Source organism: Lacibacter sp. (genome assembly GCF_035299325.1).
Classification (GTDB): domain Bacteria; phylum Bacteroidota; class Bacteroidia; order Chitinophagales; family Chitinophagaceae; genus Lacibacter.
On record NZ_DATGWT010000021.1, the window covers coordinates 28,861 to 52,408 of the forward strand.

Below are 23,548 nucleotides of genomic sequence, written 5' to 3' on the forward strand. Positions count from 1 at the left end.
TAGGAAATCATCGTTCCGCAATTGTTGTTATAAGTAACAGCGTGTATAAAGAAAATCAATTTATCTCAACTGCATTTGCAAAATTCAACGAAGTTTTTTATTGGAAGTTTTTGCTTCACCATGTAGATACTTTAGCATAAGTTCTCGTAATGTGGGTCAACATGCCAATTCCCACAAGTCACTCATCACATAACCAAAACGATTGCATTATGAAGGTAAAATTTCAAGCCGTAACCAATACGGGTTTGATCCGGCTTCTGGTTTCATTCTTCCTCTTAACAATTCTTACAGCAGCAAATGCGCAAACAGTTACCGGCACTGTGCTGGATGAGGAAAAAAATCCTGTTAACGGAGCAACCGTAGCAGTAAAAGGTACAAACAGAGCAACGGTCACCAATGCTTCCGGTAATTTCAGCATTACTGCTTCCGGGACAGACGTATTAATGTTTAGCTTTATTGGATTTGTAAATTTAGAAGTTCCCGTCAGCGGCAGAACAACTGTTTCTGTAACGCTCACCCGCTCTGAAACAAACATGGAGGAAGTGGTAGTGATAGCGTTGGGTGAGAAACGTGCTGCAAAAAAGCTGGGTTATTCCACAACATCTGTTAATGCGGATGAACTCGTTAGGCAGCGAACCACCAACCTCGGTGAATCGCTAGTAGGAAAGGTTGCCGGGTTAAACATCACACCTCCCGCTGCAGGTGCCGGTGCCAGTAATCAAATTCGCCTGCGTGGACAAGTTGGTTTTGCAGGTGCAACAAACTCCCCCCTTTTAGTGATTAACGGTCTACCCATGGATCAGGGTGTACGAAATGCTGAAGGCGCTGGTCAGCAACGTGACCGTGGTGATAATTTAGCAAACATTAATCCTGATGATATTGAAAGTATGACCGTGTTGAAAGGAGCTGCTGCCGCTGCATTATATGGCTCAAGAGCTGCTGCTGGTGCCATTATCATTACTACCAAATCGGGTTCAAAAAATTCCGGTATCGGAGTTGATTTTACGTCCAGTTATACTTCTTCACAGGCATTGAATTTTATGGACGAAATCGTTCAGACTGAATATGGTCAGGGCCAGGGCGGTAACAAGTTTACAACTGCTGCACAAATACAAGGTAATGGCCAGTTTGGATGGGGTGCCAAATTAGATGGACTACCTACCATCAATTTCGATGGGCAAATGCGTCCTTATTCTGCTTATCCGCATCAGCTTTTCGACTTCCTGCAAACAGGAACAAACTTGACCAATACACTTGGCATGTCTGGTGGTGGTACAAACGGAAGTTTCAGAACTTCTATTTCAACAACAAGTGCCAAAGGTATTGTACCAAGCAATGAATATAAGCGTAGAATCTTCAACGTGGGTATCAATCAAACGATTGCTAAAAAACTCAGATTACTTGTGAACGTGAACTACGCAGATGAAGATTATATTAACCCGCCTCAAATAGGTACACAGGGCGATGGCGCTGTAAACTTCTTTACACGTATGCCCATTTCTGTTCCAATTGAAGCCTACAGGACCAGTGCAAAAGATCCTGCTACAGGTGCAGAATGGAGAACCAACGGTTTCCAGGGAACCGTTAATAACCCCTACTTTGCCTTGCAAAACGGACAGAAATATAAAGAAGACAGAAACCGTCTACTTGGAACTACTACCTTACGATACGATATTACAGACTGGCTCTATGCGCAGGGTCGGTTCAACTACGATCGTGGCGATAATTTCGCAGAATGGTTTACGCTGAATGGCACAGGGGCCAATACAAGAATTGCCACTACCACTCCTACTGTTACATACAGGGGTGGTTATAATCTGAACAAAACCACCACAACCGACATCAATGCTGATTTCCTTGTTGGTACCAGCAATCAGATTGGCAAGTTTTCTGTTGACGCAAGTGTTGGTGGAAATACATTACGCTCAGAGTGGAAAAACATGGTGCAAACAGCAACTAATTTTACTGTTCCTGATCTTTATTCTTACAGGAATGGTACAGTAAAAGGCGCAGGTGATGGTTATAATTATAGCCAGCAACGTGTTAACTCACTTTATGGCTCGCTTGAGTTAGGATATAACGGACTTTTATTCCTCAATGCTACCGGAAGAAATGATTGGTTTTCAATTTTGAATCCCAGCAATAACAGTAAATTCTATTCATCTGTATCGGGTAGTTTTGTTTTCTCCCAGCTATTAAAGAATTTAAACTGGCTTTCTTTTGGTAAACTGAGAGCTTCCTGGGCACAGGTAGGTAGTGTTGCCTTAGTTAATCCTTATGATGGCGTACTCACATATGGACTTGGTGCAAATCTGTTCAATGGTCAAACAACAGCCAGTATCAATGGCAACGGAGCACCTAACCCCTTATTACAGCCATTTACTGTAACAGAAAAAGAAATAGGCCTGGAGTTAAGGTTGTTTAAGAACAGGTTGTTGATCGATGTTGCAGCATTTGAGAAAGTAACCACCGAACAGATTATTGATGTAAATCTTTCCACTGCATCGGGGTATGCTACTTCAAAACAAAATGAAGCCTCACTAAAAAACAGCGGTTTGGAAACCCTGGTGGAATACAAAGCAGTACAAAAAAGAGATTTTAGCTGGACTACTTCCTGGAATAATGCGTTTCTTAAAACAGAAGTCCTGAATGTGGGTAATCCAAGTGGAACAATCCTGTTGCTTTATTTTAATGGTACAGGAAATGAGTTCCTCGGGGAAATAAGATATACAGAAGGTTTGGCAATGAACCAACTGTATACAAGAACATACAGGAGAAATGCCAAAGGCGAAATTCTTGTAGGTAATGATGGTCGTCCGCTGCCATCAAATACAAATCCGAAAGGTATTACAGGTGGTTTTAACCCTGTAGGAAGTGCAATCCCTAAGTTTACTGGTGGATGGAATAACACGTTCACTTATAAGAATCTGAGTCTTGGTATAAACGTTGACTATAAGTTTGGAGGTACCGTATTGTCTTCTACGCTGTTGAACATGACAAGACAAGGGCATAGCAAATTGTCGTTGACTGGTCGTGAAGGTGGTTATGTATTTCCTGGTGTTAATGTAAATACCGGCTTACCCAATACTGTTGCGATTACAGTTGCAGGTAATGGTTTGCAAAATTTATGGACAGGTTACAGGAATGATCAGATTGGCGATCCGTTTACATTCAAGTCTGATTTTATCAAACTCAGAAACATTTCTGTAGCGTATAATTTGACCAGTCTTATAAACAAAGTATCACTGTTCAAGTTTGTTAAAGGGTTATCATTGTCTGCTTCATGCCGCAATGTGGCAATTCTTTACAAAGATTTACCGGGTCTTGATCCTGAAGCTGTTCAGTCATCTGGTGACATCAGGGCAGGTTATGAGAATTCATCATTACCTACTACACGTAATTACAATCTTACTTTAAATGTTAAATTCTAATTGACATGCTGAAAATATTTAAACAACTGATCCTTATTATTTGCAGCGGCTGCTTTCTTACAGCCTGTGATAAGGATTTTGAAAAAATAAACACGAACCCATATGCGGTAACATCAATTGATCCTGCTCTGTTGTTAGCCGGTGCCCAACGAACACATATCGGTACATGGAATGCAGAACATATCATTGTGCAGCAATTTGTGGTTCCGTACAACACAGGTGCTAACCAGGGTTTTAGTTTCAATGTAGATATTGACGGAAACAGTAATCCAAAATGGGATCAATCCTATGCCGGTGGTTCTAACGGTAACGCAGCACCGGTAAAAAATCTTACCCAGGCATTGAATATCCTGGGCACCAATACAACCCGTGTTAATTTAAGAAGCATGATCCGTATCTGGAAAGCACAGGTGTTTATGGGCCTTGTTGATGACTACGGTGATGTTCCTTACTCAGAGGCCGGGAAGGCGGTTTCCGATGCGTTGTTTTTTCCAAAATATGATGATGATGCAGCCATTTATGATGACCTGTACAAAGAACTGAAAGAATCAATCGCTGCATTAAGTACAAGTGGTGAATATATTTCCGCAGATCTTTTCTATGGTGCAAATGCACAGCCATCAACCAAAACTACAAACGCTTCAGACCAGGCGACGAAATGGAAAAAATTAGGCAATTCATTATTGTTACGTTTGGGAATGCGTTACAGCAAGCTTGATCCTACAAAAGCTGCGAACATTGTAGCAGAAGCATTTGCCGGTGGAGTGATGACATCAAACGCAGATAATGCGTTTGTAAAAAATGATGGAACAGCTTTTTCGCAGCCTGACAATGCAGCATTACGTAACTTCTCTCAATTCAACTATGCAGCAGAGCCGTTTGTAAATCAATTGAAAGTAACAAATGATCCAAGGGGTAAGTTCCTGATCGCACAATATCCGGATCCCGGTGCTATTGCAAACAATCTTACGCCCGATATGGTTTTAGCAAATCAATATGGCGTTCCAATTGGCGTTACCAGTGATCAGATATTAGCTGCAGGAAGTCCGTATAGAGGTGCCAGAGGATCGGGACTAAATTATTCACAGTTTAATGTAAATATCGTTGCTGCTCCGGGTGTTCCCGAGTTCTGGGTTACCTATGCGCAAACATCATTACTGCTGGCAGAGGCAGCTAAGCGAGGCTGGATACCGGGAGGTGATGCACAGGCCAAGATCTATTATGATAATGCGATTACGGCCGACATGGCAGTCTACTCTCTTTATACCGGCACAACTCCTATTTCCGGTGCAGAAGTTACTGCCTATTTAAATGATCCCGGCGTGGTCTACACTCCTGCCGATGCACTTAAGCTGATCAATACTCAATACTGGATCGTGAATATCAGAAACGGAACAGAAGCATTTGCAAATTTCAGAAGAAGCGGATTCCCTGCTTTAACACCCAACCCTGTTGCCGGAGCGCTTGGCAGTGTTGGTTTTGCAAGGAGGCTTTCTTATCCTGATCTTGAAGCATCTTCCAATACTGCGAACTATAATGCCGGCGCTGCGGCTATTGGTGGAGATAAATTATCATCCAGGGTATTTTGGGATAAGTTATAACATCAAAAAGGTTCAGTGAAATTATCAATCAGTTGATCCTGTTTTTAGTCGAAGTCTTTTCTTACAATCAGAATGTATTGAAAAAAATGTGAGACTGAAATAGTTTATTGCAAATAGCTAAAGAAACATAAAACTTGCATAGCAATCTATCGTTAGAAATAGACCTTTTGTATTTACAAAGGGTCTTTTCCATACAGCATAATTATAATGAATGAAATTTTAAACATGATAAAAGAGAAACAGATCATTGGGTATCAGTTTTCGGATGAAGGAAGTGAAACTTTTTTTTCCCACAATCCGGCCACCGCATTGAATAACGAATTTACTTTTTCGAAAGCTACATCCACAGAAGTAGACAGGGCAGTTGAAAAAGCAGCAGCAGCTTTTCAAGAGTATTATAAAAAAAGCGGAGAAGAGAAAGCTGTTTTTTTAGAAACGATCGCAGCAGAAATTATGAATACCGGCGATACACTGCTTTCTGTTTGCAGCAGCGAAACCGGTCTGCCGCAGGCACGCATCGAAGGTGAAAGAGGAAGAACGGTGAATCAACTGAAAATGTTTGCTGCGTTACTGCGTGAAGGCTCCTGGGTTGATGCACGAATTGAAACAGCAATACCAGATCGTGTTCCGTTACCCAAACCTGATATTCGTTTTATGCATATCGCCATAGGACCTGTTGTGGTTTTTGGTGCAAGTAATTTTCCATTAGCGTTTTCTGTTGCCGGTGGCGATACAGCTTCTGCATTGGCAGCAGGTTGCCCTGTTATTGTGAAAGCACATAGTGCTCATCCCGCAACATCTTCAATAGTTGGCAAAGCAATACAAATGGCTGCACGTAAAACTAATATGCCGGATGGTGTTTTTTCTTTGCTTTATGGTGATGGTACTACAACCGGTATTCAGTTAGTAAAACACCCGCACGTAAAAGCAGTTGGCTTTACAGGATCTTATAAAGCAGGCAAAGCATTGTATGATGCTGCTGTAAGCCGTCCTGAACCGATACCTGTTTATGCAGAAATGGGAAGCAGTAATCCTGTGTTTATTTTACCGCAAGCAATGAAAGAAAGAGGTGCAGCAATTGCCGCTGGCTATTCCGGATCAGTAACATTGGGCGTTGGACAATTCTGTACAAACCCAGGCATTTTATTTTACAAAGAGAATGAAGACGGATTTACAAGTGCATTGAAACAGGAGTTTGAAAAAACAAATGGAGGTGTGATGTTGGCACCTTCTATTTTTGAGTCTTATACAAAAGCTGTAGAGCAACATGTTCATGTAAATGGTGTAGCACAACTGGCAGTGGGTAATGCTGCAAAAGAAAATAACATTGCAACACCGGTACTTTTCTCAACTAACAGTGAAACATTTACTAATAACCCGGAATTAAGTGAAGAAATTTTTGGACCTGCAAGTATTGCTGTTACTACTGCAGGAAAAAAGGAAATGATCGATATCGCTAAAAAACTTTCCGGTCATCTTACCGCTACTGTTCACGGAACAGAAGATGAGTTAACAGAGTACAAAGAATTGATTGATGTTCTCGAACAAAAAGTCGGTCGGCTTGTAATAAACGGATTTCCTACAGGTGTAGAAGTATGCAGTGCAATGGTACATGGAGGTCCATTCCCATCAACTACCGATAGTAAGTCTACATCAGTTGGCACAGCAGCGATCTATCGTTTCACAAGGCCGGTTTGCTATCAGAACATGCCCGACTCGTTATTACCGCTTGAATTAAAGAATAAAAACACACTGGTTATTTGGAGGTTGATTAACGGTGAAAGGACAAATAAAGATTTAAATTAGCCGCTCAAGGCAAACCATGAAATTAATAAATCAAGGAAGATGAGTACACATTTAAGAAGCCACGATTGGTTTGGTAAGAAAAATAAAGACGGAATTATTTACCGTAGCTGGATGAAAAACCAGGGTATGCCCACCGATATGTTTGATGGACGTCCGGTGATTGGCATTTGCAATACGTTCAGTGAACTCACACCTTGTAATGCACATTTTCGTGATCATGCAGAAGCAGTGAAACGTGGTGTGTTGGAAGCAGGTGGCTTTCCATTGGAATTTCCCATCATGAGTTTGGGTGAAACATTGTTGAAACCAACAGCAATGTTGTTTCGTAATCTGGCTGCCATGGATGCAGAAGAAAGTATTCGAGGCAACCCTATTGATGGAGTAGTGTTGTTGACAGGTTGTGATAAAACAACTCCATCAACAGTGATGGGTGCAGCGAGTGTAGGCTTGCCAACGATTGTTGTTCCTGGCGGACCAATGTTGAATGGACGTTACAGAGGACAAACCATCGGCAGCGGTACACATGTGTGGAAGTTTGATGAAGACATGAAGACGGGCAAGATGAGCCAGGAAGAAGTTGAATATGCTGAGAGTTGTATGAGCAGAAGTATTGGTCATTGTATGACAATGGGCACTGCAAGCACCATGGCAGTAATGGTTGAATCGTTAGGATTAACATTGAGCGGTGCATCAGCAATACCGGCAGCAGACAGCAGAAAAAAAGTAATGGCGCAATTAAGTGGCAGACGTATTGTAGAAATGGTGAAAGAAAATTTAACCATCGATAAAATATTAACACGGGAAGCATTTGAAAATGCCATCAAAGTAAATGCTGCAGTTGGTGGTTCATCCAATTTCATAATTCATCTCACTGCTATTGCAGGAAGAATTGGTGTTGAATTAAACTTGGAAGATTTTGATACGCTCGGTAGCAAAATTCCGTTGCTGTTAAACCTGATGCCATCGGGATCGTACTTAATGGAAGATTTTTATTATGCAGGCGGCTTGCCGGTTATCTTAAATGAATTGAAAAAGGAACTGCATCAAAATGTGATTACCGTTACAGGAAAAAATCATCATGATAATATTGTTGGCAATACAGAATGTTACAACGAAGATGTGATTGCAAAATATGAATCACCAATAAAACCGGAAGCAGGTTGTGTTGTGGTAAAAGGAAATCTTGCAACAAATGGTGCAGTCATTAAACCATCAGCTGCTACACCGGCATTGATGAAACATACAGGCCGGGCGGTAGTGTTTGAAAGCATTGAAGATTATAATGCACGCATTGATGATCCGGAACTTGATATAGACGAAACCTGTGTAATGGTGTTGAAATATGTTGGTCCTGTTGGTTATCCCGGTATGCCGGAAGTGGGTAATATGGCATTACCGAAAAAAATATTAGAGAAAGGAATCAAAGATATGGTGCGCATCAGCGATGGACGAATGAGTGGCACAGCATATGGTACAGCTGTATTGCATGTATCGCCTGAAAGTGCAATCGGTGGCGCATTGGCATTGGTACAGAATGGCGACATGATTGAACTGGATGTAGAGAAAAGATTATTGCAGTTACATGTAAGTGATGAGGAGTTAGCAAAACGGAAAGAAGCATGGCTTGCACCCAAACCTGCAGCTACCCGTGGTTATGTAAGCATGTATATTAAACATGTGATGGGCGCAGATAAAGGTGCTGATCTTGATTTCTTACAGGGAAGTTCGGGTAGTGTGGTAACGAGAGATTCACATTGATGATAGAAACACAGATGACGCTGATACAAAAGATAAAAAAGGGTTATTAAAAATATGAGGTTATATAAATCAATATTCACTATTGCAGTAATTGTCATGCTTTCGTGCAGTAATGAAGAGAAACAAACTATGAGTGAGTATAAGACAACAGGAACAGTTGAACGAATCGATGCTGCATTAGATTCAATTGTTAATGCAGATGCAACAGCAGAGATCATCGCCGAAGGTTTTGAATGGAGCGAAGGAACTTTGTGGATCGAAAAAGAAAATATGCTGTTGTTCTCTGATGTTCCAACCAATACAGTTTACAAATGGACAGAAGCAAAAGGCAAAGAAGTATATCTCACTCCTTCCGGTTATACCGATACTGTAAAGCGTGGAGGTGAAACGGGTAGCAATGGTTTGCTATTAGATGCAAATGGAAATCTTGTTTTATGTCAGCATGGAAACAGACAGATGGCACGAATGGATGCGCCACTTGATCAACCAACTGCGAAGTTTATTACGTTGGCAGATAAATATCAAGGTAAACGTTTGAGCAGTCCGAATGATGCAGTGTACAACAGTGCAGGTGAATTGTTTTTTACTGATCCACCTTATGGATTAGAGTCGCAAAGAGATAATGATCCAAAAAAAGAAATTCCATTCAACGGAGTGTACAAAGTAAAAACCAATGGTGAAGTGATCTTATTGGTGGATAGTATTCCACGCCCCAATGGAATCGCATTTCTTCCCGGTGAAAAGCAAATCATTATCGCCAGTTCCGATTGGAAAAATCCAAACTGGTTTCTTTTTGATGTGGTTGGTGATTCCTTAACGAACGGCCGACTTTTTTACAATGATATTGCTTCTGCAAAAGGGCAACCCGGCTCACCTGATGGATTGAAGGTTGATAAAAACGGTAATGTATTTGCAACAGGACCCGGCGGTATCTGGATCTTCAACAAAGAAGGAAAGGTACTGGGCAAACTAAAACTCAAAAACCCCACATCGAACTGTGCACTGAGTGCTGATGAAAAAACTTTGTACATCAGCAACGATATGCAGGTATTGCGTTTTAAAATGAGAAAATAAATTATCAGCCATCGTGAAGAAATTTTTATTCCTCATTTTTCTAACTACATCCGTTGCATGTGCAGCGCAGGATTCGCTTTATATGCTGGGGCCGAACTCGCAACGAAAAGAGGGTGTACCAGGCGGAACTGTTACAAAACACGAATGGCAAAGCAAGCTCTATAATAATTTCAGAGAGTACTATGTTTACATACCTGCACAATATGATGTATCGAAACCTGCAGCATTAATGGTTTTCCAGGATGGGCATAGCTATGTAAATGATTCCGGTGATTTTCGTGTTCCTATTGTGTATGATAATTTAATTCATCAAAAGAAATTACCTGTTACGATCTGCTTGTTTGTAAATCCGGGTCACAATACAAAGGACTATCCGCAAAACAGGTATGCGTCAAGAAACCGTGCTGATGAATATGATGTTTTGGATGATCGTTATGCAACAATGCTGATGGATGAAATTATTCCTGAACTGAAAAGGAAATATAATATCAGCAACGATCCTAAGATGCATGGCATAGGTGGTTTATCAAGTGGAGCCATTTGTGCATTTACAGCTGCATGGGAACATCCTGAATACTTCAGCAAAGTATTGAGTCATATCGGGAGCTACACAAATATCCGTGGAGGTAATAACTATCCATCGATCATCCGCAAGCATAAAAAGAAAGACATCAAAATATTTATGCAGGACGGCACAAATGATCTTGATAACGAACATGGAAACTGGTGGCTTGCTAATTTGGAAATGGAATCGGCCTTTAAATTCAAAGGCTATGAATTTAAATTTGAAAAAGGCACAGGCACACATAGCGGCAAACATGGAGGCAGTATATTGCCGGAATCATTGATCTGGCTATGGAGTGATATCACAAATAAATAAACAGATAATCATACAAACATGAAATTATTTAAGACCAAAGCAGGAGTTGTTATTGAACAGGCCAATCAGTTTTTTTTAGTTACAGATGAAAACTGGGATGAGTTTATTAACAATGATGATGTGTTTGAAAAAGCAAAAGCGCTTACTTCTAAATTGTCTGCATCCGATAAAACATTAATTAGTGAAGTGTTGCCACCTATGGGCAGCAACCAGGAGTTATGGGCTTGTGGTGTAACCTACTATCGTAGTATGGTGGGCCGGCAGGAAGAAAGCAAAGCAGCAGGTGGCGCTGATTTTTACAGTAAAGTATATGAAGCCGAACGACCTGAATGTTTTTTCAAAAGCTCGTTTCATCGTGTTGTGGGTCATAATGATTTTGTTCGCATCCGTAAAGACAGTACATGGGATGTACCTGAACCGGAGCTCACACTGGTGGTTACATCTTCCGGGAAAATTATTGGTTATACAGTTGGTAACGATATGAGCAGCCGCAGTATTGAAGGCGAAAATCCATTGTACCTGCCACAAGCAAAAACATACGATGGTTGTGCAGCAGTAGGTCCATGTATTTATCTTACAAATGAAGCGCTCAAGCCCGAAACATCGATTCATCTTTCTATTAAACGAAATGCGGCAGTAGTATTTGAAGGAACAATTGCTATCAGTCAAATGAAACGTACGCCACAGGAACTGGTTTCATTTATCTATCGTGAAAGCAGTTTTCCGTATGGTTGTTTGATCATGACAGGAACAGGAATCGTTCCCGGCAGCGATTTTACTTTGCAAAGTGGTGACGAAATCAGCATCAGCATTGATGGCATCGGCACGTTGCAAAACACAGTAAAATAATTATTTCCTTTTTACAGGAATAACGTATCGATCATTAAAACAGATCATGGTGAAACTAATTCTCTTTTTTTCGTTTGCGTCTATCGTGTTATTATTTGGTTGCAGTCAATCGAAACGTGCAGGTAAAGGAGCTAGTAATGGATTGGTTTTGAAAGACGTTTATAAAGATGCCTTTCTTATGGGCGTTGCGGTGAACGATCCGATCGTTTCAGGTTCAGCAAAAGCATCGCAGGATATTGTGGTGAAACACTTCAATACAATTACGTTGGAGAACAGCATGAAAGCTGCATTGATCAATCCGCAACCAAACGTTTTTAATTTTGGTCCGGCAGATGCATTTGTAGCTTTTGGTGAAAAACATAAAATGTTTATCATTGGTCATACGTTGGTTTGGCACAATCAAACTCCAGCGTGGTTTTTTACCAATGCAGCCGGCAAACCAAATTCAAAAGCAGAACAGATCGAGCAGCTTCGCAATCATATCAAAACAGTTGCAGGTCGGTACGCAGGAAAAGTACATGCATGGGATGTGGTGAATGAAGTAATTGATAACGATGGCAGCTATCGCCCCACCACATGGGTGAATGCATTTGGCAATGGTGATACATTGGTAAAGTATGCGTTTAAGTTTGCCAGCGAGTTTGCTCCCAATACAGAATTATACTACAACGATTTTAATGCATGGCGTCCTGCAAAAAGAGACGGCATTGTTCGCCTTGTAAAAATGTTGCAGAAAGAAGGCATCCGCATCGATGGAGTGGGTATACAAGGTCATTGGGGATTGAACTATCCAAAAACTGAATACATTGAAGCGGCTATTGATGCATATGCGGCGTGTGGTGTAAAAGTGATGATCACTGAACTGGATGTAGATGTACTGCCATTAACAAAAGAAGGGCAGATCATTGGGCAGGGAATGAGTGATAAACAATTTCAACTCGAAGAATTTAAAACCTTCCTTGATCCGTACAGGAATGGATTGCCGGATAGTATTCAAAATTTATTGACCAAACGTTATGAAGAACTATTCGCTATCTTTTACAAGCGAAAAGAAAAAATTGCAAGAGTTACTTTGTGGGGTGTGCAGGATGGAATGAATTGGAAAAATGATTATCCAATTCCGAACCGTACGAATTACCCGTTGCTATGGGATCGAAATCATCAGCCAAAACCTGCACTCAATGCTGTATTGAATGTTCCGGCGAAGCTGAAATAATAATACAGCGAACTCAACGAAATAATTATGGAATTGCTTGTCATCTTTCTTGCCATTTGTTTGCAGATATTTTTGACTTATAAAAAAGTAAGTCCGTTTTTATCGTTGTTGCTGGTGGCCATTCTTGCCGGTCTTTTTCTCGGTATGGAACCGATGCAGGTTATTAAATCAGTTGAAAAAGGAGTTGGTAATACATTAGGAGGATTGGCGCTTATCATTTGTCTTGGTGCAATACTTGGTAAAGTACTGGAAGCAGGTGGGGCTGCTGAAAAAATTTCCACTACGCTGATCAATGGGTTCGGACAAAAAAATATCCAATGGGCTGTACTGCTCACTGGTTTTTTAATTGGCATTCCACTTTATTATAACGCAGGCTTTATCATATTAGTGCCGCTGGTTTTTTCCATTGCAAGCAAAGCAAAACTTCCATTGTTATACGTTGCTATTCCAATGGCTGCATCGTTATCTACCACACATTGTTTTCTTCCGCCGCATCCAAGTCCTGTTTTCCTGGTAAATGCATTTAATGCAGATATGGGCAAAACATTGATCTATGGTTTGATGATCACAATACCGGTTGTAATAGTGGCTGGTCCTTTTTTAGGCCGTGTACTGCAACGTATAGAAGTGAAAATTGCAGGAACATTTCTTTCTCCTCAACAAACTCCCGAACGTGAATTACCTGCTGCATTTCCCAGTTTTTTAATTGGCTTGTTACCTGTGCTGTTAATTACACTGGCTGTAATTGCTGATAATTTTTTGCCCGATCAATTATTGAAGAAAGTAATTCTTTTCATTGGCGATACAACCATTGCATTATTGTTAACCGTTTTTATTGCGATCTGGTACTTCGGTATCAGGGCAGGTAAAACAATGGAAACAACTATGAAATGGCTGGCTGATGCAATTTCCGGCATTGCACTCATCTTATTGATCATTACAGCAGGCGGTGTATTCAAGCAAGTGTTGCAGGATAGCGGCACTGATCAATACATTGCTTCGTTCAGTGGTAAATGGCAAATGCCGCCGCTAATTTTTGGATGGGTTGTTACTGCAATGTTGCGTGTTGCAATTGGTTCTGCTACAGTTGCGGGCATAACTGCTGCAGGTGTGGTTACTCCTTTAGTGGCTTCGGGAGTTGTGTCGCCGGAATTGATGGTGCTGGCTGTGGGAACAGGCAGTGTATTTGGCTCACACATCAATGATTCGGGTTTCTGGATGTTCAAAGAGTTTTTTAATCTTACACTCAAACAAACATTTTTATCGTGGACGGTGATGGAAACCCTCATTTCTGTTTTAGGGTTGCTAGGGGTTTTGCTATTAAACTACTTCATCTAATCATTGATCCGGATTACTTTTTTCCGAACAACTTACGCTGTAATCTGATATGCGACCAATAAGCGGATAAATAAAAACAATGATCGTACGGTTAATTAAACAGGTTGCATATCCCGTACAACTTGTTTGATCTTATTCAGTGCAATAGTAATTTCTTCTTCGGTTGTAAAACGTCCCAAACTAAAACGTATAGAACCAATCGCCAGTTCATCTTTCAATCCCATTGCTTTTAATACATGCGACGGTTCTGCTGATGCAGAAGTACATGCTGATCCTGATGATACAGCAATATGTTTACTCAACTGGCCGATGAGTTGTGCCGCACCAGGAAAATCAAATGAAACATTTACCACATGCGGAAGTAAAAAATTTTTGTCGCCATTAAGAGTGGTGCAGCCGAGCTGCAACAATCCATTCAGCAATTGATCACGCAGTTGTTCAATTCTTGTTTGATCAGTTTGCATATCTGACAAACAAATATCACAAGCTTTACCTAACCCAACAATGCCCGGCACATTTAACGTTCCGCTACGCAAACCTTTTTCATGACCACCACCATACAAAAGTGGACTTAGTTTTACTCTTGGATTTTTTCTCCGCACATACAAAGCACCCACTCCTTTCGGACCATAAAGTTTATGTGCAGATAAAGCCAACAGATCAATATCATCTTTCAACACTTCAACGGGAACTTTTCCTACTGCCTGCGTGGCATCACTGAAAAATAGCACGCCGGTTTTTTTGGCAATGGCTGCTAATTCTTTTATCGGAAACAAAACACCTGTCTCATTATTGGCATACATCGCTGCAATCAGAATCGTATCAGCTTGTATACTTTTTTCAAGCAGAGATGGATCGGGCAATCCATTCTCATCAACAGGAAGATAAGTAACTACCGCACCTTGTTTTTCTAAATAAGCACAGGTATCCAACACTGCTTTATGCTCCGTCTGGTAAGTAATAATATGATGTCCTTTTGATTGATAGGTTTCATATACACCCCGCAGTGCAAGATTAACAGCTTCAGTTGCTCCGGAAGTGAAAATCAGTTCTGATGGATCAGACCCTATCAGCCTTGCCACTCTCTCCCGGCCTATCGCAACAGCTTCTTCAGCTACCCAACCATATGCATGTGTTCGGCTGGCTGCATTTCCAAATTGGCTGGTGAAATAAGGCAGCATTTCTTCCATCACCCTTGGATCACAAGGAGTTGTGGCATTATAATCGAGATAGATGGGGTTTTGCATACTTATAAGAGCTGCAAATTAGAACATAAATAGAACCATTCGCATGATTGGGCGGCTCTTGCAGGCACATTCTTGCCGAATTCAAACCCTTTTTTAACATCCTGGCTAAAAGCATCGGCCTACCTTTGCATTGCTCTCACCAACGAACAGGCTCTACTACAAAACACTTAGTTCCAAAACAACTCTGCTGCCTGAGATACTATTTTTCACATTAAATCGTTACCGGCTATGAGTTTGGTGAAAGCAAAACTTTTATTATTTTTAAAAATCCAACATCCGTTAAACCACTTAACTATGAAACTATTCCGTACCAACCTGCTGTATATTGCTATTACAGCGTTCATCACATTACAAATACCAATTGCTATTGCCGGTAACAGCCCCGACGCCGGAACACTTACGCATTATATAAAAGAAGTGGAAGAAGCCGCAAGGGTTGAAATGAATGCAGAAGAAATGATTGCTGCAAAGGCCGATAGCATTTACGATACGCTTCACCTTTTACAAGCAGGTTTGCAGGAAGAAGCCTTTGAACTGGCCTATGAAGGTTATTACAAACTTTTGGAGCAAGGCAAAATGTCGAAAAAAGATGTGTTGACGATTGCCGATTTCTCAAAGCCCTCTTCTGAAGAGCGTTTGTTTGTAATTGATATGGAAAAAGGAAAGATTCTTTTTCAAACATTGGTTGCACATGGCCGCAAAAGCGGACTTATCTATGCAACTGAATTTTCAAACAAACCTGAATCAAATAAGAGCAGCCTTGGTTTTTACCTCACCATGCAACCTTACTATGGTGGCAAAGGATATGCATTACGGCTTCAGGGTTTAGAAAAAGGAATTAATGATAATGCGTTTGAACGTGCTATTGTATTGCATGGCTCAGATTATGTAACAAGCCAGTTTGCCAACAGCAATGGTTACTTAGGCAGAAGCCTTGGTTGTCCCGCTGTTCCAACAAAACAAACAAAGGCTATCATTAACAGCATTAAAAACGGAAGTCTTTTATTTATTTATCACCCAACTGAAGAATACAAAACGAAATCAACAATACTGAACAGTTAATCCTGTTCAATCTTTTTAACCAATTGAGATTCGAGTTCCTGATGATGAAAAGCCCTGGCATTCCTGCCGGGGTTTTTAATGTACGATCATCCATGCAGCAAGCTGAATGACGATGCCGGTAATAATACCGGTATAAATTTCGACAGGTTTATGATCACTTACTATCAACCGGCTGCTGCAGGTAACACCTGCAATAAGTACTGCTGCTAATAAGGAAAACACATCATCTAATTTATTTGCGAAAACCAGAAGTACAAAAAAAGCTACCATGCCGCCAACGCCAAGCGCATGCATACTCACCTTCATATAATTATTAATGATGAGTGAAGCACAGGAAGCAACAAATGCGCTTAATAAAAATGCACGCAACTCTGTGGGGTCACCTAATTGCTTTGATACATAGTAAGTCCAGAAGAAAAATGTAATACACGCAACGTATGGAATAATGCGGTCTTTTTGAGTAGGCAATTGAATGGACTGAATAAATCCAAGCCCTTTTAACAATAACACAGTTACGATCGGCAAAAAAATACTTGTACCAAACACCCGTAAAAAATAAATGATTCTTGTTTCAGGATCAACACCAAGAAACACATGATTGTTTTGATATAATAGATACAGCACCACCCAACCAATAATAAAAAGCGGGTGAAATAAATAAGAAAAGATCAATGCGGGAATTCTCAACGCAGCCGGATATTTTTCAGGAGTTGTATCCAAGCTTCCCTCTTCATTAATCACCAAATGTTCCGTCATACTTATAATTGTTTTCGTAACCTGGCCACGGGTATATTCAACTGTTCCCTGTATTTTGCCACGGTTCTGCGTGCAATATTATAGCCTTTTTCCTGAAGGAGTTCGGTTAAACGTTCATCGCTTAATGGTTTTCTCTTTTCTTCAGCATCAACCATATCAAAGAGGATCTTTTTCACTTCACGGGTCGACACTTCTTCGCCACTATCTGTACTCAACGATTCACTGAAGAAGAATTTCAAACGATAGGTGCCGAATTCTGTTTGTACAAATTTACTGTTGGCCACACGGCTCACCGTTGAAATATCCAACCCGGTTTTTTCAGCAATGTCTTTCAGGATCATTGGTTTTAAGTTGGTTTCATCGCCGGTGAGGAAAAACTCCTCCTGGTGGCGCATGATGGCCGTCATGGTATGCAATAATGTGTTCTGCCTTTGCTTGATGGCATCAATAAACCAACGAGCCGCATCAATTTTTTGTTTGATGAAAAGAACAGCTTCTTTCTGACGCTTATCTCTTTTGCTGCCCTTATCATATTCCTTCAGCATATCACGGTAACCTTCACTGATGCGCAGGTCAGGTGCGTTACGGGAATTTAATGTGAGTTCAAGCTTGCCACCGTTATTCAGAATAAAGAAATCAGGAACAATATATGTTTCTGCTTTATTTACAGATCCAAAATTACCTCCGGGTTTTGGGTTTAGCTTAATGATCTGGTGAATGATTGCTCTTAATTGCTCATCATCTAATGTAAGGCTACGTTGAATTTTTTCGTAGTGCTTTTTTGTAAACTCGTCAAAATACTTTTCAAGTATTGTGATGGCTTGTTCAATATCCTTCGATGCATTTGTTTTTTGCTTGTGCCTTAACTGAATCAGCAAACATTCCTGCAGATCTCTTGCACAAATACCCGGCGGATCGAAATGCTGAATGATCTGAATTACTTCTTCCACCTCTGCTTCCGATGCATCAATATTTTGTCTGAATGCGAGATCGTTTACAATGGCACTGTTTTCACGGCGCAGATAACCATCGTCATCAATACTGCCCACAACCTGCTCTGCAATGGCCTGACGCTTGCTGTCCAGCTTCAACATACCCAACTGCTGGAGCAACACTTCGTAAAAACTAGTTTCAAGTTTTACGGGAGTGGTTTTATGTTCTTCCTGCTCACCATAGCTATCATCCCGCATGCGGTAATCGGCAATATCATCATCCCCTTCGTTCACGTATTCATGAATGTCGATATTGTCGTATTCATCTTCGCCGCCATCCAGATCATATTCTTCTTCATCAGAAGTATCAAATTCGTCTTTTACTTCCCCCGTATCCTGGTCATCATTTTCTTCATTTGATTGTTCCAATGCCGGGTTCTCCTCCAACTCTTCTTTAATCCGTTCTTCCAGATTGGCCGTAGGTACCTGCAGCAGCTTCATTAACTGAATTTGCTGGGGCGATAACTTTTGCAGTAATTTTTGATGTAGTCCCTGACTCAGTGCCATTTTCTCAATACATTTATACTTTACTATGCAATTGCGAGCCGCTAAAATATTAAAAAAACAGACAGGAATGAGAAATTGGAACAATTTTTGCGGAATGCTGATAATTCTCCTATTGATTTCGCTGGCAGCAAAAGGCCAACAAGCTGATTCTGTGAAAGTTAAAAAAGAGAAGGCTCAAATAATTCATTCTTCCCTTTTTAACAAATACAACCTTCTTCAGCCATTATCGACCAATCATTCAAAAAAAATTTCTACAAATCTTGGTAGTCCTTTCGCCCATTGGGGATTTATGTGCATTGGCGAATACAAGCTGGAACAAAAGACAGGCATCCCTTTGAGAGTGCGCCTCGGTTCACTTGACTATGTAAATAAACTTGAAGGGAAACAGTAAGATCATTACTGCATAATGTTCTCTTTTATAAACAGCAGGTGATTTTGCACCGCACGCACATCAGCAAAACTATAGGCTTCGCCCAAGGCAAGTTTATGCTCTGTATTTGAATGATTGGGAAACAACTCGATCCGGTTTAAGATTGTTTGTAGTTTTTCGGCATTCATCAGCTGCTCAACTCTTATCGCACCTGTTTTAATGAGATCTACAAGATGACCTTCGATGGTTCCTGCTGTAAGATTTCTTAATGCTGCTATCTCAGCAATACTCTTCCCATCACTATAATATGTAAGCGTTACCGATTTTGTATCTTCCCTCGGCTGGGTTGATTTTTCTTTACGCTCACGCTTGGGGCTATCTTTTTTTGCTTCGATATTTGTTTCCAGGCCATGCTCTTCGCAATAACTCATCACAATCTCAATTATTTCATCACCATACTTATCGGCTTTGGCTTTACCAAAACCTGAAAGCAATTGAAGATGTGCTTTTGTGAATGGCAGATAAGTACAGATTTCCTGCAAACTATTACTGTTAGCCAATAAATAGATGGGCATATTCTGTTCATCGCAAATACGATCACGCCAGGTTTTTAAACGGAAATACAGATCGGGTTGATTGATACCGGCAGCAGTTTGCTTTTTATTAGCAGCATAACAGGTAAGATTTGTACGAGGTGTTACAAGGTTAAGCTTATGCCTCAAATGATCAGTGATAGAGAACGGTTGCAATCCTGATTTCAAATAATAGATCTCAGTATGCAGAGTTGTAAACAATGCATTCAACTGCTCATTCACTTCATCTGCTGCTGTTTTATGTTCGGTAATAAGCGGATGTTGTTTTAACTGTTGCTGCAGTTCTTCAAAACGTGGAATGAAATAATTCACTGCATCATTTACACGTTGCTGCAATTGGCTGTTTGTTTCAACCACAGGTTGCTCTTTGAGTAATTGATTGATCTGGAGTAAAAATTTCCTGGCCACCGATTGCTCCTGCTGAAATTGAAATTGCATACTGCCTATCCATTCTTCCGCTCCTTCATTCAACTCGAATTTATGTTTGGTTACAGCCTGCATCAACAATTTCAACGCCAATGCTGTTTGTTGAAATGTAAACAACTCTTCCAGCAATTGTTGGGAGAAAGCTTTTCTTGCCTCTTCAAACCGCTGCGGCAAAGAACCTTTTGGCGACAATGCTTTTTGTCCATCAACAACCTGCTGATTACTGAAAATCACATTGGGTTGAATTTTCGACAACAATACAATTCCCTCTAAGCTTGTGCAACGGCTCAACGCCACATATACCTGTCCACTGGTGAATGAAAGACCGGCATCGATCATTACTTTTTCAAACGTTAAGCCCTGACTTTTATGAATGGTGATGGCCCATGCCAACCGTAATGGATATTGCTCGAATGTTCCCAATACATCCTGCTCCAGTTTTCCATCGGTACGATTAAGTGTGTAGCGGGAGTGATCCCATGTTTCTTTCTGCACACGAATACTCTCATTCCCACATTTTACAATTACTTCTTCATCAGTCAACGAATGCACCACACCGATCTTTCCATTAAAAAAACGTTTACTGATAGTATCATTTTTAAGAAACATCACCTGTGCACCTTCTCTTAATACCAACTCTGCATCGGCAGGATAACTGTTCTCCGGGAACTCACCATCGATGGTTGCTTTGTAGGTATAAGGCGGCGCTGTTAAACGTTGCAATTGCTGACGGTTAATTAATTCTGCCTGGTTGTTGTGTGACGTAAGTGTAATAAATGTTTCATCACGATCAGGTTGAAAGCCGGGCTGATAACGTTCATTCAATATCTCCAGATCATCGGCATCCAGTTGATTGTTGCGCACTTTGTTGAGCAGTCGAACAAACTGTTCTTCTTTTTGCCGATAGATGGTTGTTAACTCGATCAGCAATGGCATCTGTTCCTGTATTGCTTTACTATCGAAAAAGAAAGTGGAATTATAATACTCCTGCAATACAGCCCATTCATGATTTTGGGCAACGGGCGGCAATTGAAACAAGTCACCGATCAATAATAATTGTACACCTCCAAAAGGAAGATCATGCTGGTAACGAACGCTTCTCAAAATTGTATCGATGGCATCCATTACATCGCAACGCACCATACTCACTTCATCAATAATGAGCACTTCCATTTTGCGGAGCAACTGCAAACGTTGTTTATTGTAACGGATCTTTGAAAGTAATTCCTGCTTGCCTGCACTAGTTGGTAACAATGGGTGCAAGGGCAATTGAAATAAACTATGCAACGTAACACCTCCTGCGTTGATGGCAGCTACCCCTGTTGGTGCCGCCACAATGGTATTCTTTGCACTATGTTCTTTCAAATATTTGAGGAAAGTTGTTTTGCCGGTTCCTGCCTTTCCGGTGAGGAACACGCTTTCCTGCGTTTCAGTTACAAACCGATACGCTAATTCAAACCTTTCGTTGCGTTCCACAGATTGCATAAATGATAAATTAATAGATAAGACGCTTGTAATCGATTGCCGTGCCGTCAAAGTTAATGATCAAACATAACTTCAATCTTTCAATCAATTCATGTCTTTTCCGCCCAGCATTAAAATCTCACTTACCTGCACTTCAGTGATGTATTTCTTATTTCCGTCTTTATCGTTATAACTGCGGTTGATGAGTTTGCCTTCGATCATCACCTCCTTTCCTTTCACCAGGTACTTTTCTGCGATCTCCGCCACCTTGCCCCAGGCTACAAGGGTGTGCCATTGTGTTTCAGTGATCTTTTCGCCTTTCGCATTGCGATAGCTTTCACTGGTCGCAACATTAAAGCGTGCCATTTTCTTTCCACTTTCCAATGTTCTTACTTCAGGTGCATTGCCCAGGTTACCGATCAATTGCACTTTGTTTTTTAATGCGTACATAAGTTTGAAATTTGCCGCCCGTAGTTTGTACAGGCGAGGTTTAAAAATTTGTTATCTCAATCAGCGGTACTTGTTTTTCCGTTGACAACACAAAGATGCACTGCTGTAAAAACGATAGTCGGTAGTTAACCGTTTCTTCCCGAAGCTAAACGTGTAGAAACGTTTGCACACGGATAAATAAATTGTATCTTATCGGTCAAAAGCTATGCTATGACTGCATCTGACAACAAAACCTGCCTCGCCTGTGGTAAAACATTAAAAGGAAGAGTTGATAAGAAATTCTGTGATGATTACTGCCGCAATAGTTATAACAATCAGCAAAAAGCAAAGGGCAGCCACAGCAGTTTTGTACGCAACATCAACAATACATTATTGAAGAACAGAAAGATATTGGAAGGCCTTTTGCCTGACGGTGAAGAAACCGCTAAAGCCAATAAAGACAAACTCCAACGACTGGGTTTTCATTTCAAATACATCACGCATTTATACACTACAAAAACAGGCAAGACCTATTTCTATTGTTACGATTATGGATATCTGCCGTTGGAAAATGATTGGTTCCTGATCGTTAAAAAGAAAGAAGAATAAGTTATAGCTTGATTGCCGATCCCCTGATCAGTAACTCAGGTGTAAGAACACGTTTTTCAAATTCTTTCACCGGCCGTTTGCTTTCCACCAGCTGCAACAACAATTCAGTGGCAGCTCTTCCCATCTCTTCAGCAGGTTGACGAATTACTGTCAACGGCGGATCAACCAACTCAGCAATATCAGAATTAGAAAAGCCGATCAACGCAATGTCTTTTGGAATATCCAATCCACGACGCTTCAACGTTTTTAAACAGCCCGTTGTTAATTTATCGCTTGTGGTAATAATGGCATCCGGCTTTTGTTTTAAGGTAAGCAGCTTGTTCACCGCTTCTTCCACTTCAGAAAATACCATCCCGCCATAAAAACAATGCTGCACATATTCTTTGCTGTATGAAATATTATGCGCTTTCAATGCATCATGGTAACCGGCTAAACGTTCGGCAGTAATGGACAAAAACTCTGATCCTGCTAATGCAGCAATTCGTTTAAATCCGTTCTTAATAAGATGTTCAGTTGCCTCATAGGTTCCCCGGTAATTATCTACAATTACTTTGTGTGTATCAATATCATCATGAATACGATCGAACAAAACGATCGGCATTCCACGTGCATGCAACGCTTTGATATGTGTAAGATCAGTTGTTTCGGTAGATAAAGAAATGATCACCCCATCAACTGAACGTGATGCAAGGAACTGGAGATCGATCACTTCCCTTTCGTACGACTCACGGCTTTGCGATACAATTACATTATAACCCCGGTCGTAAGCAATTGATTCAATACCATTGATCACTTGTGAAAAAAAGGTATTAGCAATTTCACACACTACAACACCTATAGATCTGCTTCGCTTTTCTTTTAAACTTAATGCAATGGGATTGGGCCGGTAATTGAGTTTTTCAGCACACTCAAGCACCAGTTGTTTGGTCTCAGCGCTGATCTCGTGACTGTCACGCAAAGCCCTCGATACAGTTGATGTGGAAAGACCCAATGCTTTAGCAATATCTTTTATCGTTACAGCTTCAAACTTCATATAAACAATCTTGCGGCTAAAGATAGTTTATTCATGCCTGAAATGATGAGCCACTTCGGGGCTCGATACATAACCCGTTGCAAATCATTTTTTTGATAAAACAGACA

18 protein-coding genes are annotated in these 23,548 nt (G+C 40.7%); 12 read left to right on the forward strand and 6 right to left on the reverse strand.

Translation table 11 applies throughout. The features are described 5' to 3' along the window. Positions 1-209 precede the first annotated feature (209 nt). From VK159_RS12045 to VK159_RS12085, 9 genes are all read left to right on the forward strand, one after another. A complete protein-coding gene (locus VK159_RS12045) occupies positions 210-3,431 on the forward strand; it encodes a SusC/RagA family TonB-linked outer membrane protein (protein WP_324230387.1) in 3,222 nt (1,073 codons plus the stop codon). Positions 3,432-3,436: 5 nt separating this feature from the next. Then, positions 3,437-5,032, forward strand: coding sequence for a SusD/RagB family nutrient-binding outer membrane lipoprotein (locus VK159_RS12050; RefSeq protein ID WP_324230388.1), 1,596 nt, complete (start codon positions 3,437-3,439; stop codon positions 5,030-5,032). Between the two features lie 225 nt (positions 5,033-5,257). Further along, on the forward strand, positions 5,258-6,838 hold the full coding sequence (locus VK159_RS12055) for an aldehyde dehydrogenase (NADP(+)) (protein WP_324230389.1): 1,581 nt from the start codon (positions 5,258-5,260) through the stop codon (positions 6,836-6,838). Between the two features lie 39 nt (positions 6,839-6,877). Beyond that, complete coding sequence (locus VK159_RS12060) at positions 6,878-8,596, forward strand: IlvD/Edd family dehydratase (protein ID WP_324230390.1); 1,719 nt, start codon at positions 6,878-6,880, stop codon at positions 8,594-8,596. A 54-nt stretch (positions 8,597-8,650) separates the two neighbouring features. Beyond that, complete coding sequence (locus VK159_RS12065; RefSeq protein WP_324230391.1) at positions 8,651-9,670, forward strand: SMP-30/gluconolactonase/LRE family protein; 1,020 nt, start codon at positions 8,651-8,653, stop codon at positions 9,668-9,670. Positions 9,671-9,683: 13 nt separating this feature from the next. Next, positions 9,684-10,550 (forward strand): alpha/beta hydrolase, encoded by an 867-nt coding sequence (locus VK159_RS12070; RefSeq protein WP_324230392.1) that lies wholly within the window; start codon positions 9,684-9,686, stop codon positions 10,548-10,550. 18 nt (positions 10,551-10,568) lie between these two features. Then, positions 10,569-11,399, forward strand: a complete 831-nt coding sequence (locus VK159_RS12075) for a fumarylacetoacetate hydrolase family protein (RefSeq protein ID WP_324230393.1) — start codon at positions 10,569-10,571, stop codon at positions 11,397-11,399. 46 nt (positions 11,400-11,445) lie between these two features. Continuing rightward, the gene (locus VK159_RS12080) at positions 11,446-12,615 is read left to right on the forward strand and encodes an endo-1,4-beta-xylanase (RefSeq protein WP_324230394.1); all 1,170 of its coding nucleotides are present in this window, start codon (positions 11,446-11,448) and stop codon (positions 12,613-12,615) included. A 27-nt stretch (positions 12,616-12,642) separates the two neighbouring features. Beyond that, on the forward strand, positions 12,643-13,953 hold the full coding sequence (locus tag VK159_RS12085) for a gluconate:H+ symporter (RefSeq protein WP_324230395.1): 1,311 nt from the start codon (positions 12,643-12,645) through the stop codon (positions 13,951-13,953). Positions 13,954-14,048: 95 nt separating this feature from the next. Here the strand turns inward: VK159_RS12085 and VK159_RS12090 are convergent, their stop codons facing one another. Next, entirely contained in the window at positions 14,049-15,200 is a 1,152-nt protein-coding gene (locus tag VK159_RS12090) for a cysteine desulfurase family protein (protein ID WP_324230396.1), read from the reverse strand. A 294-nt stretch (positions 15,201-15,494) separates the two neighbouring features. Here VK159_RS12090 and VK159_RS12095 point away from each other — a divergent pair, with 294 nt between their 5' ends. Further along, positions 15,495-16,262: a murein L,D-transpeptidase catalytic domain family protein gene (locus VK159_RS12095; RefSeq protein WP_324230397.1), complete on the forward strand. Its 768-nt coding sequence runs from the start codon at positions 15,495-15,497 to the stop codon at positions 16,260-16,262. A 75-nt stretch (positions 16,263-16,337) separates the two neighbouring features. Here VK159_RS12095 and VK159_RS12100 read toward each other — a convergent pair whose 3' ends face one another. Then, entirely contained in the window at positions 16,338-17,018 is a 681-nt protein-coding gene (locus VK159_RS12100; RefSeq protein WP_324230398.1) for a hypothetical protein, read from the reverse strand. 2 nt (positions 17,019-17,020) lie between these two features. Continuing rightward, positions 17,021-18,517 carry an RNA polymerase factor sigma-54 gene (rpoN, locus tag VK159_RS12105; protein WP_324230399.1) on the reverse strand — a complete coding sequence of 499 codons (1,497 nt, stop codon included), beginning with the start codon at positions 18,515-18,517 and terminating at the stop codon, positions 17,021-17,023. Positions 18,518-18,584: 67 nt separating this feature from the next. On the opposite strand from rpoN, the gene VK159_RS12110 reads away from it, so the two are divergent. Continuing rightward, on the forward strand, positions 18,585-18,908 hold the full coding sequence (locus VK159_RS12110) for a hypothetical protein (protein ID WP_324230400.1): 324 nt from the start codon (positions 18,585-18,587) through the stop codon (positions 18,906-18,908). Positions 18,909-18,913: 5 nt separating this feature from the next. Here the strand turns inward: VK159_RS12110 and VK159_RS12115 are convergent, their stop codons facing one another. Together VK159_RS12115 and VK159_RS12120 are read right to left on the reverse strand one after the other, a co-directional pair. After that, on the reverse strand, positions 18,914-21,391 hold the full coding sequence (locus tag VK159_RS12115) for a helix-turn-helix domain-containing protein (protein WP_324230401.1): 2,478 nt from the start codon (positions 21,389-21,391) through the stop codon (positions 18,914-18,916). Between the two features lie 84 nt (positions 21,392-21,475). Then, positions 21,476-21,820: a single-stranded DNA-binding protein gene (locus tag VK159_RS12120; RefSeq protein WP_324230402.1), complete on the reverse strand. Its 345-nt coding sequence runs from the start codon at positions 21,818-21,820 to the stop codon at positions 21,476-21,478. Positions 21,821-22,030: 210 nt separating this feature from the next. Between VK159_RS12120 and VK159_RS12125 the strand changes: the two genes are divergently transcribed. Further along, positions 22,031-22,408, forward strand: coding sequence for a hypothetical protein (locus VK159_RS12125; protein ID WP_324230403.1), 378 nt, complete (start codon positions 22,031-22,033; stop codon positions 22,406-22,408). 1 nt (position 22,409) lies between these two features. Here the strand turns inward: VK159_RS12125 and VK159_RS12130 are convergent, their stop codons facing one another. Continuing rightward, entirely contained in the window at positions 22,410-23,441 is a 1,032-nt protein-coding gene (locus tag VK159_RS12130) for a LacI family DNA-binding transcriptional regulator (RefSeq protein ID WP_324230404.1), read from the reverse strand. Positions 23,442-23,548: the final 107 nt, after the last annotated feature.

Coding starts and splice junctions, on each gene's coding strand:
- VK159_RS12045 (WP_324230387.1), top strand. CDS start 210: ATGAAGGTAAAATTTCAAGCCGTAACCAATACGGGTTTGATCCGGCTT.
- VK159_RS12050 (WP_324230388.1), top strand. CDS start 3,437: ATGCTGAAAATATTTAAACAACTGATCCTTATTATTTGCAGCGGCTGC.
- VK159_RS12055 (WP_324230389.1), top strand. CDS start 5,258: ATGATAAAAGAGAAACAGATCATTGGGTATCAGTTTTCGGATGAAGGA.
- VK159_RS12060 (WP_324230390.1), top strand. CDS start 6,878: ATGAGTACACATTTAAGAAGCCACGATTGGTTTGGTAAGAAAAATAAA.
- VK159_RS12065 (WP_324230391.1), top strand. CDS start 8,651: ATGAGGTTATATAAATCAATATTCACTATTGCAGTAATTGTCATGCTT.
- VK159_RS12075 (WP_324230393.1), top strand. CDS start 10,569: ATGAAATTATTTAAGACCAAAGCAGGAGTTGTTATTGAACAGGCCAAT.
- VK159_RS12080 (WP_324230394.1), top strand. CDS start 11,446: ATGGTGAAACTAATTCTCTTTTTTTCGTTTGCGTCTATCGTGTTATTA.
- VK159_RS12085 (WP_324230395.1), top strand. CDS start 12,643: ATGGAATTGCTTGTCATCTTTCTTGCCATTTGTTTGCAGATATTTTTG.
- VK159_RS12090 (WP_324230396.1), bottom strand. CDS start 15,200: ATGCAAAACCCCATCTATCTCGATTATAATGCCACAACTCCTTGTGAT.
- VK159_RS12095 (WP_324230397.1), top strand. CDS start 15,495: ATGAAACTATTCCGTACCAACCTGCTGTATATTGCTATTACAGCGTTC.
- VK159_RS12100 (WP_324230398.1), bottom strand. CDS start 17,018: ATGACGGAACATTTGGTGATTAATGAAGAGGGAAGCTTGGATACAACT.
- rpoN (WP_324230399.1), bottom strand. CDS start 18,517: ATGGCACTGAGTCAGGGACTACATCAAAAATTACTGCAAAAGTTATCG.
- VK159_RS12110 (WP_324230400.1), top strand. CDS start 18,585: ATGAGAAATTGGAACAATTTTTGCGGAATGCTGATAATTCTCCTATTG.
- VK159_RS12115 (WP_324230401.1), bottom strand. CDS start 21,391: ATGCAATCTGTGGAACGCAACGAAAGGTTTGAATTAGCGTATCGGTTT.
- VK159_RS12120 (WP_324230402.1), bottom strand. CDS start 21,820: ATGTACGCATTAAAAAACAAAGTGCAATTGATCGGTAACCTGGGCAAT.
- VK159_RS12125 (WP_324230403.1), top strand. CDS start 22,031: ATGACTGCATCTGACAACAAAACCTGCCTCGCCTGTGGTAAAACATTA.
- VK159_RS12130 (WP_324230404.1), bottom strand. CDS start 23,441: ATGAAGTTTGAAGCTGTAACGATAAAAGATATTGCTAAAGCATTGGGT.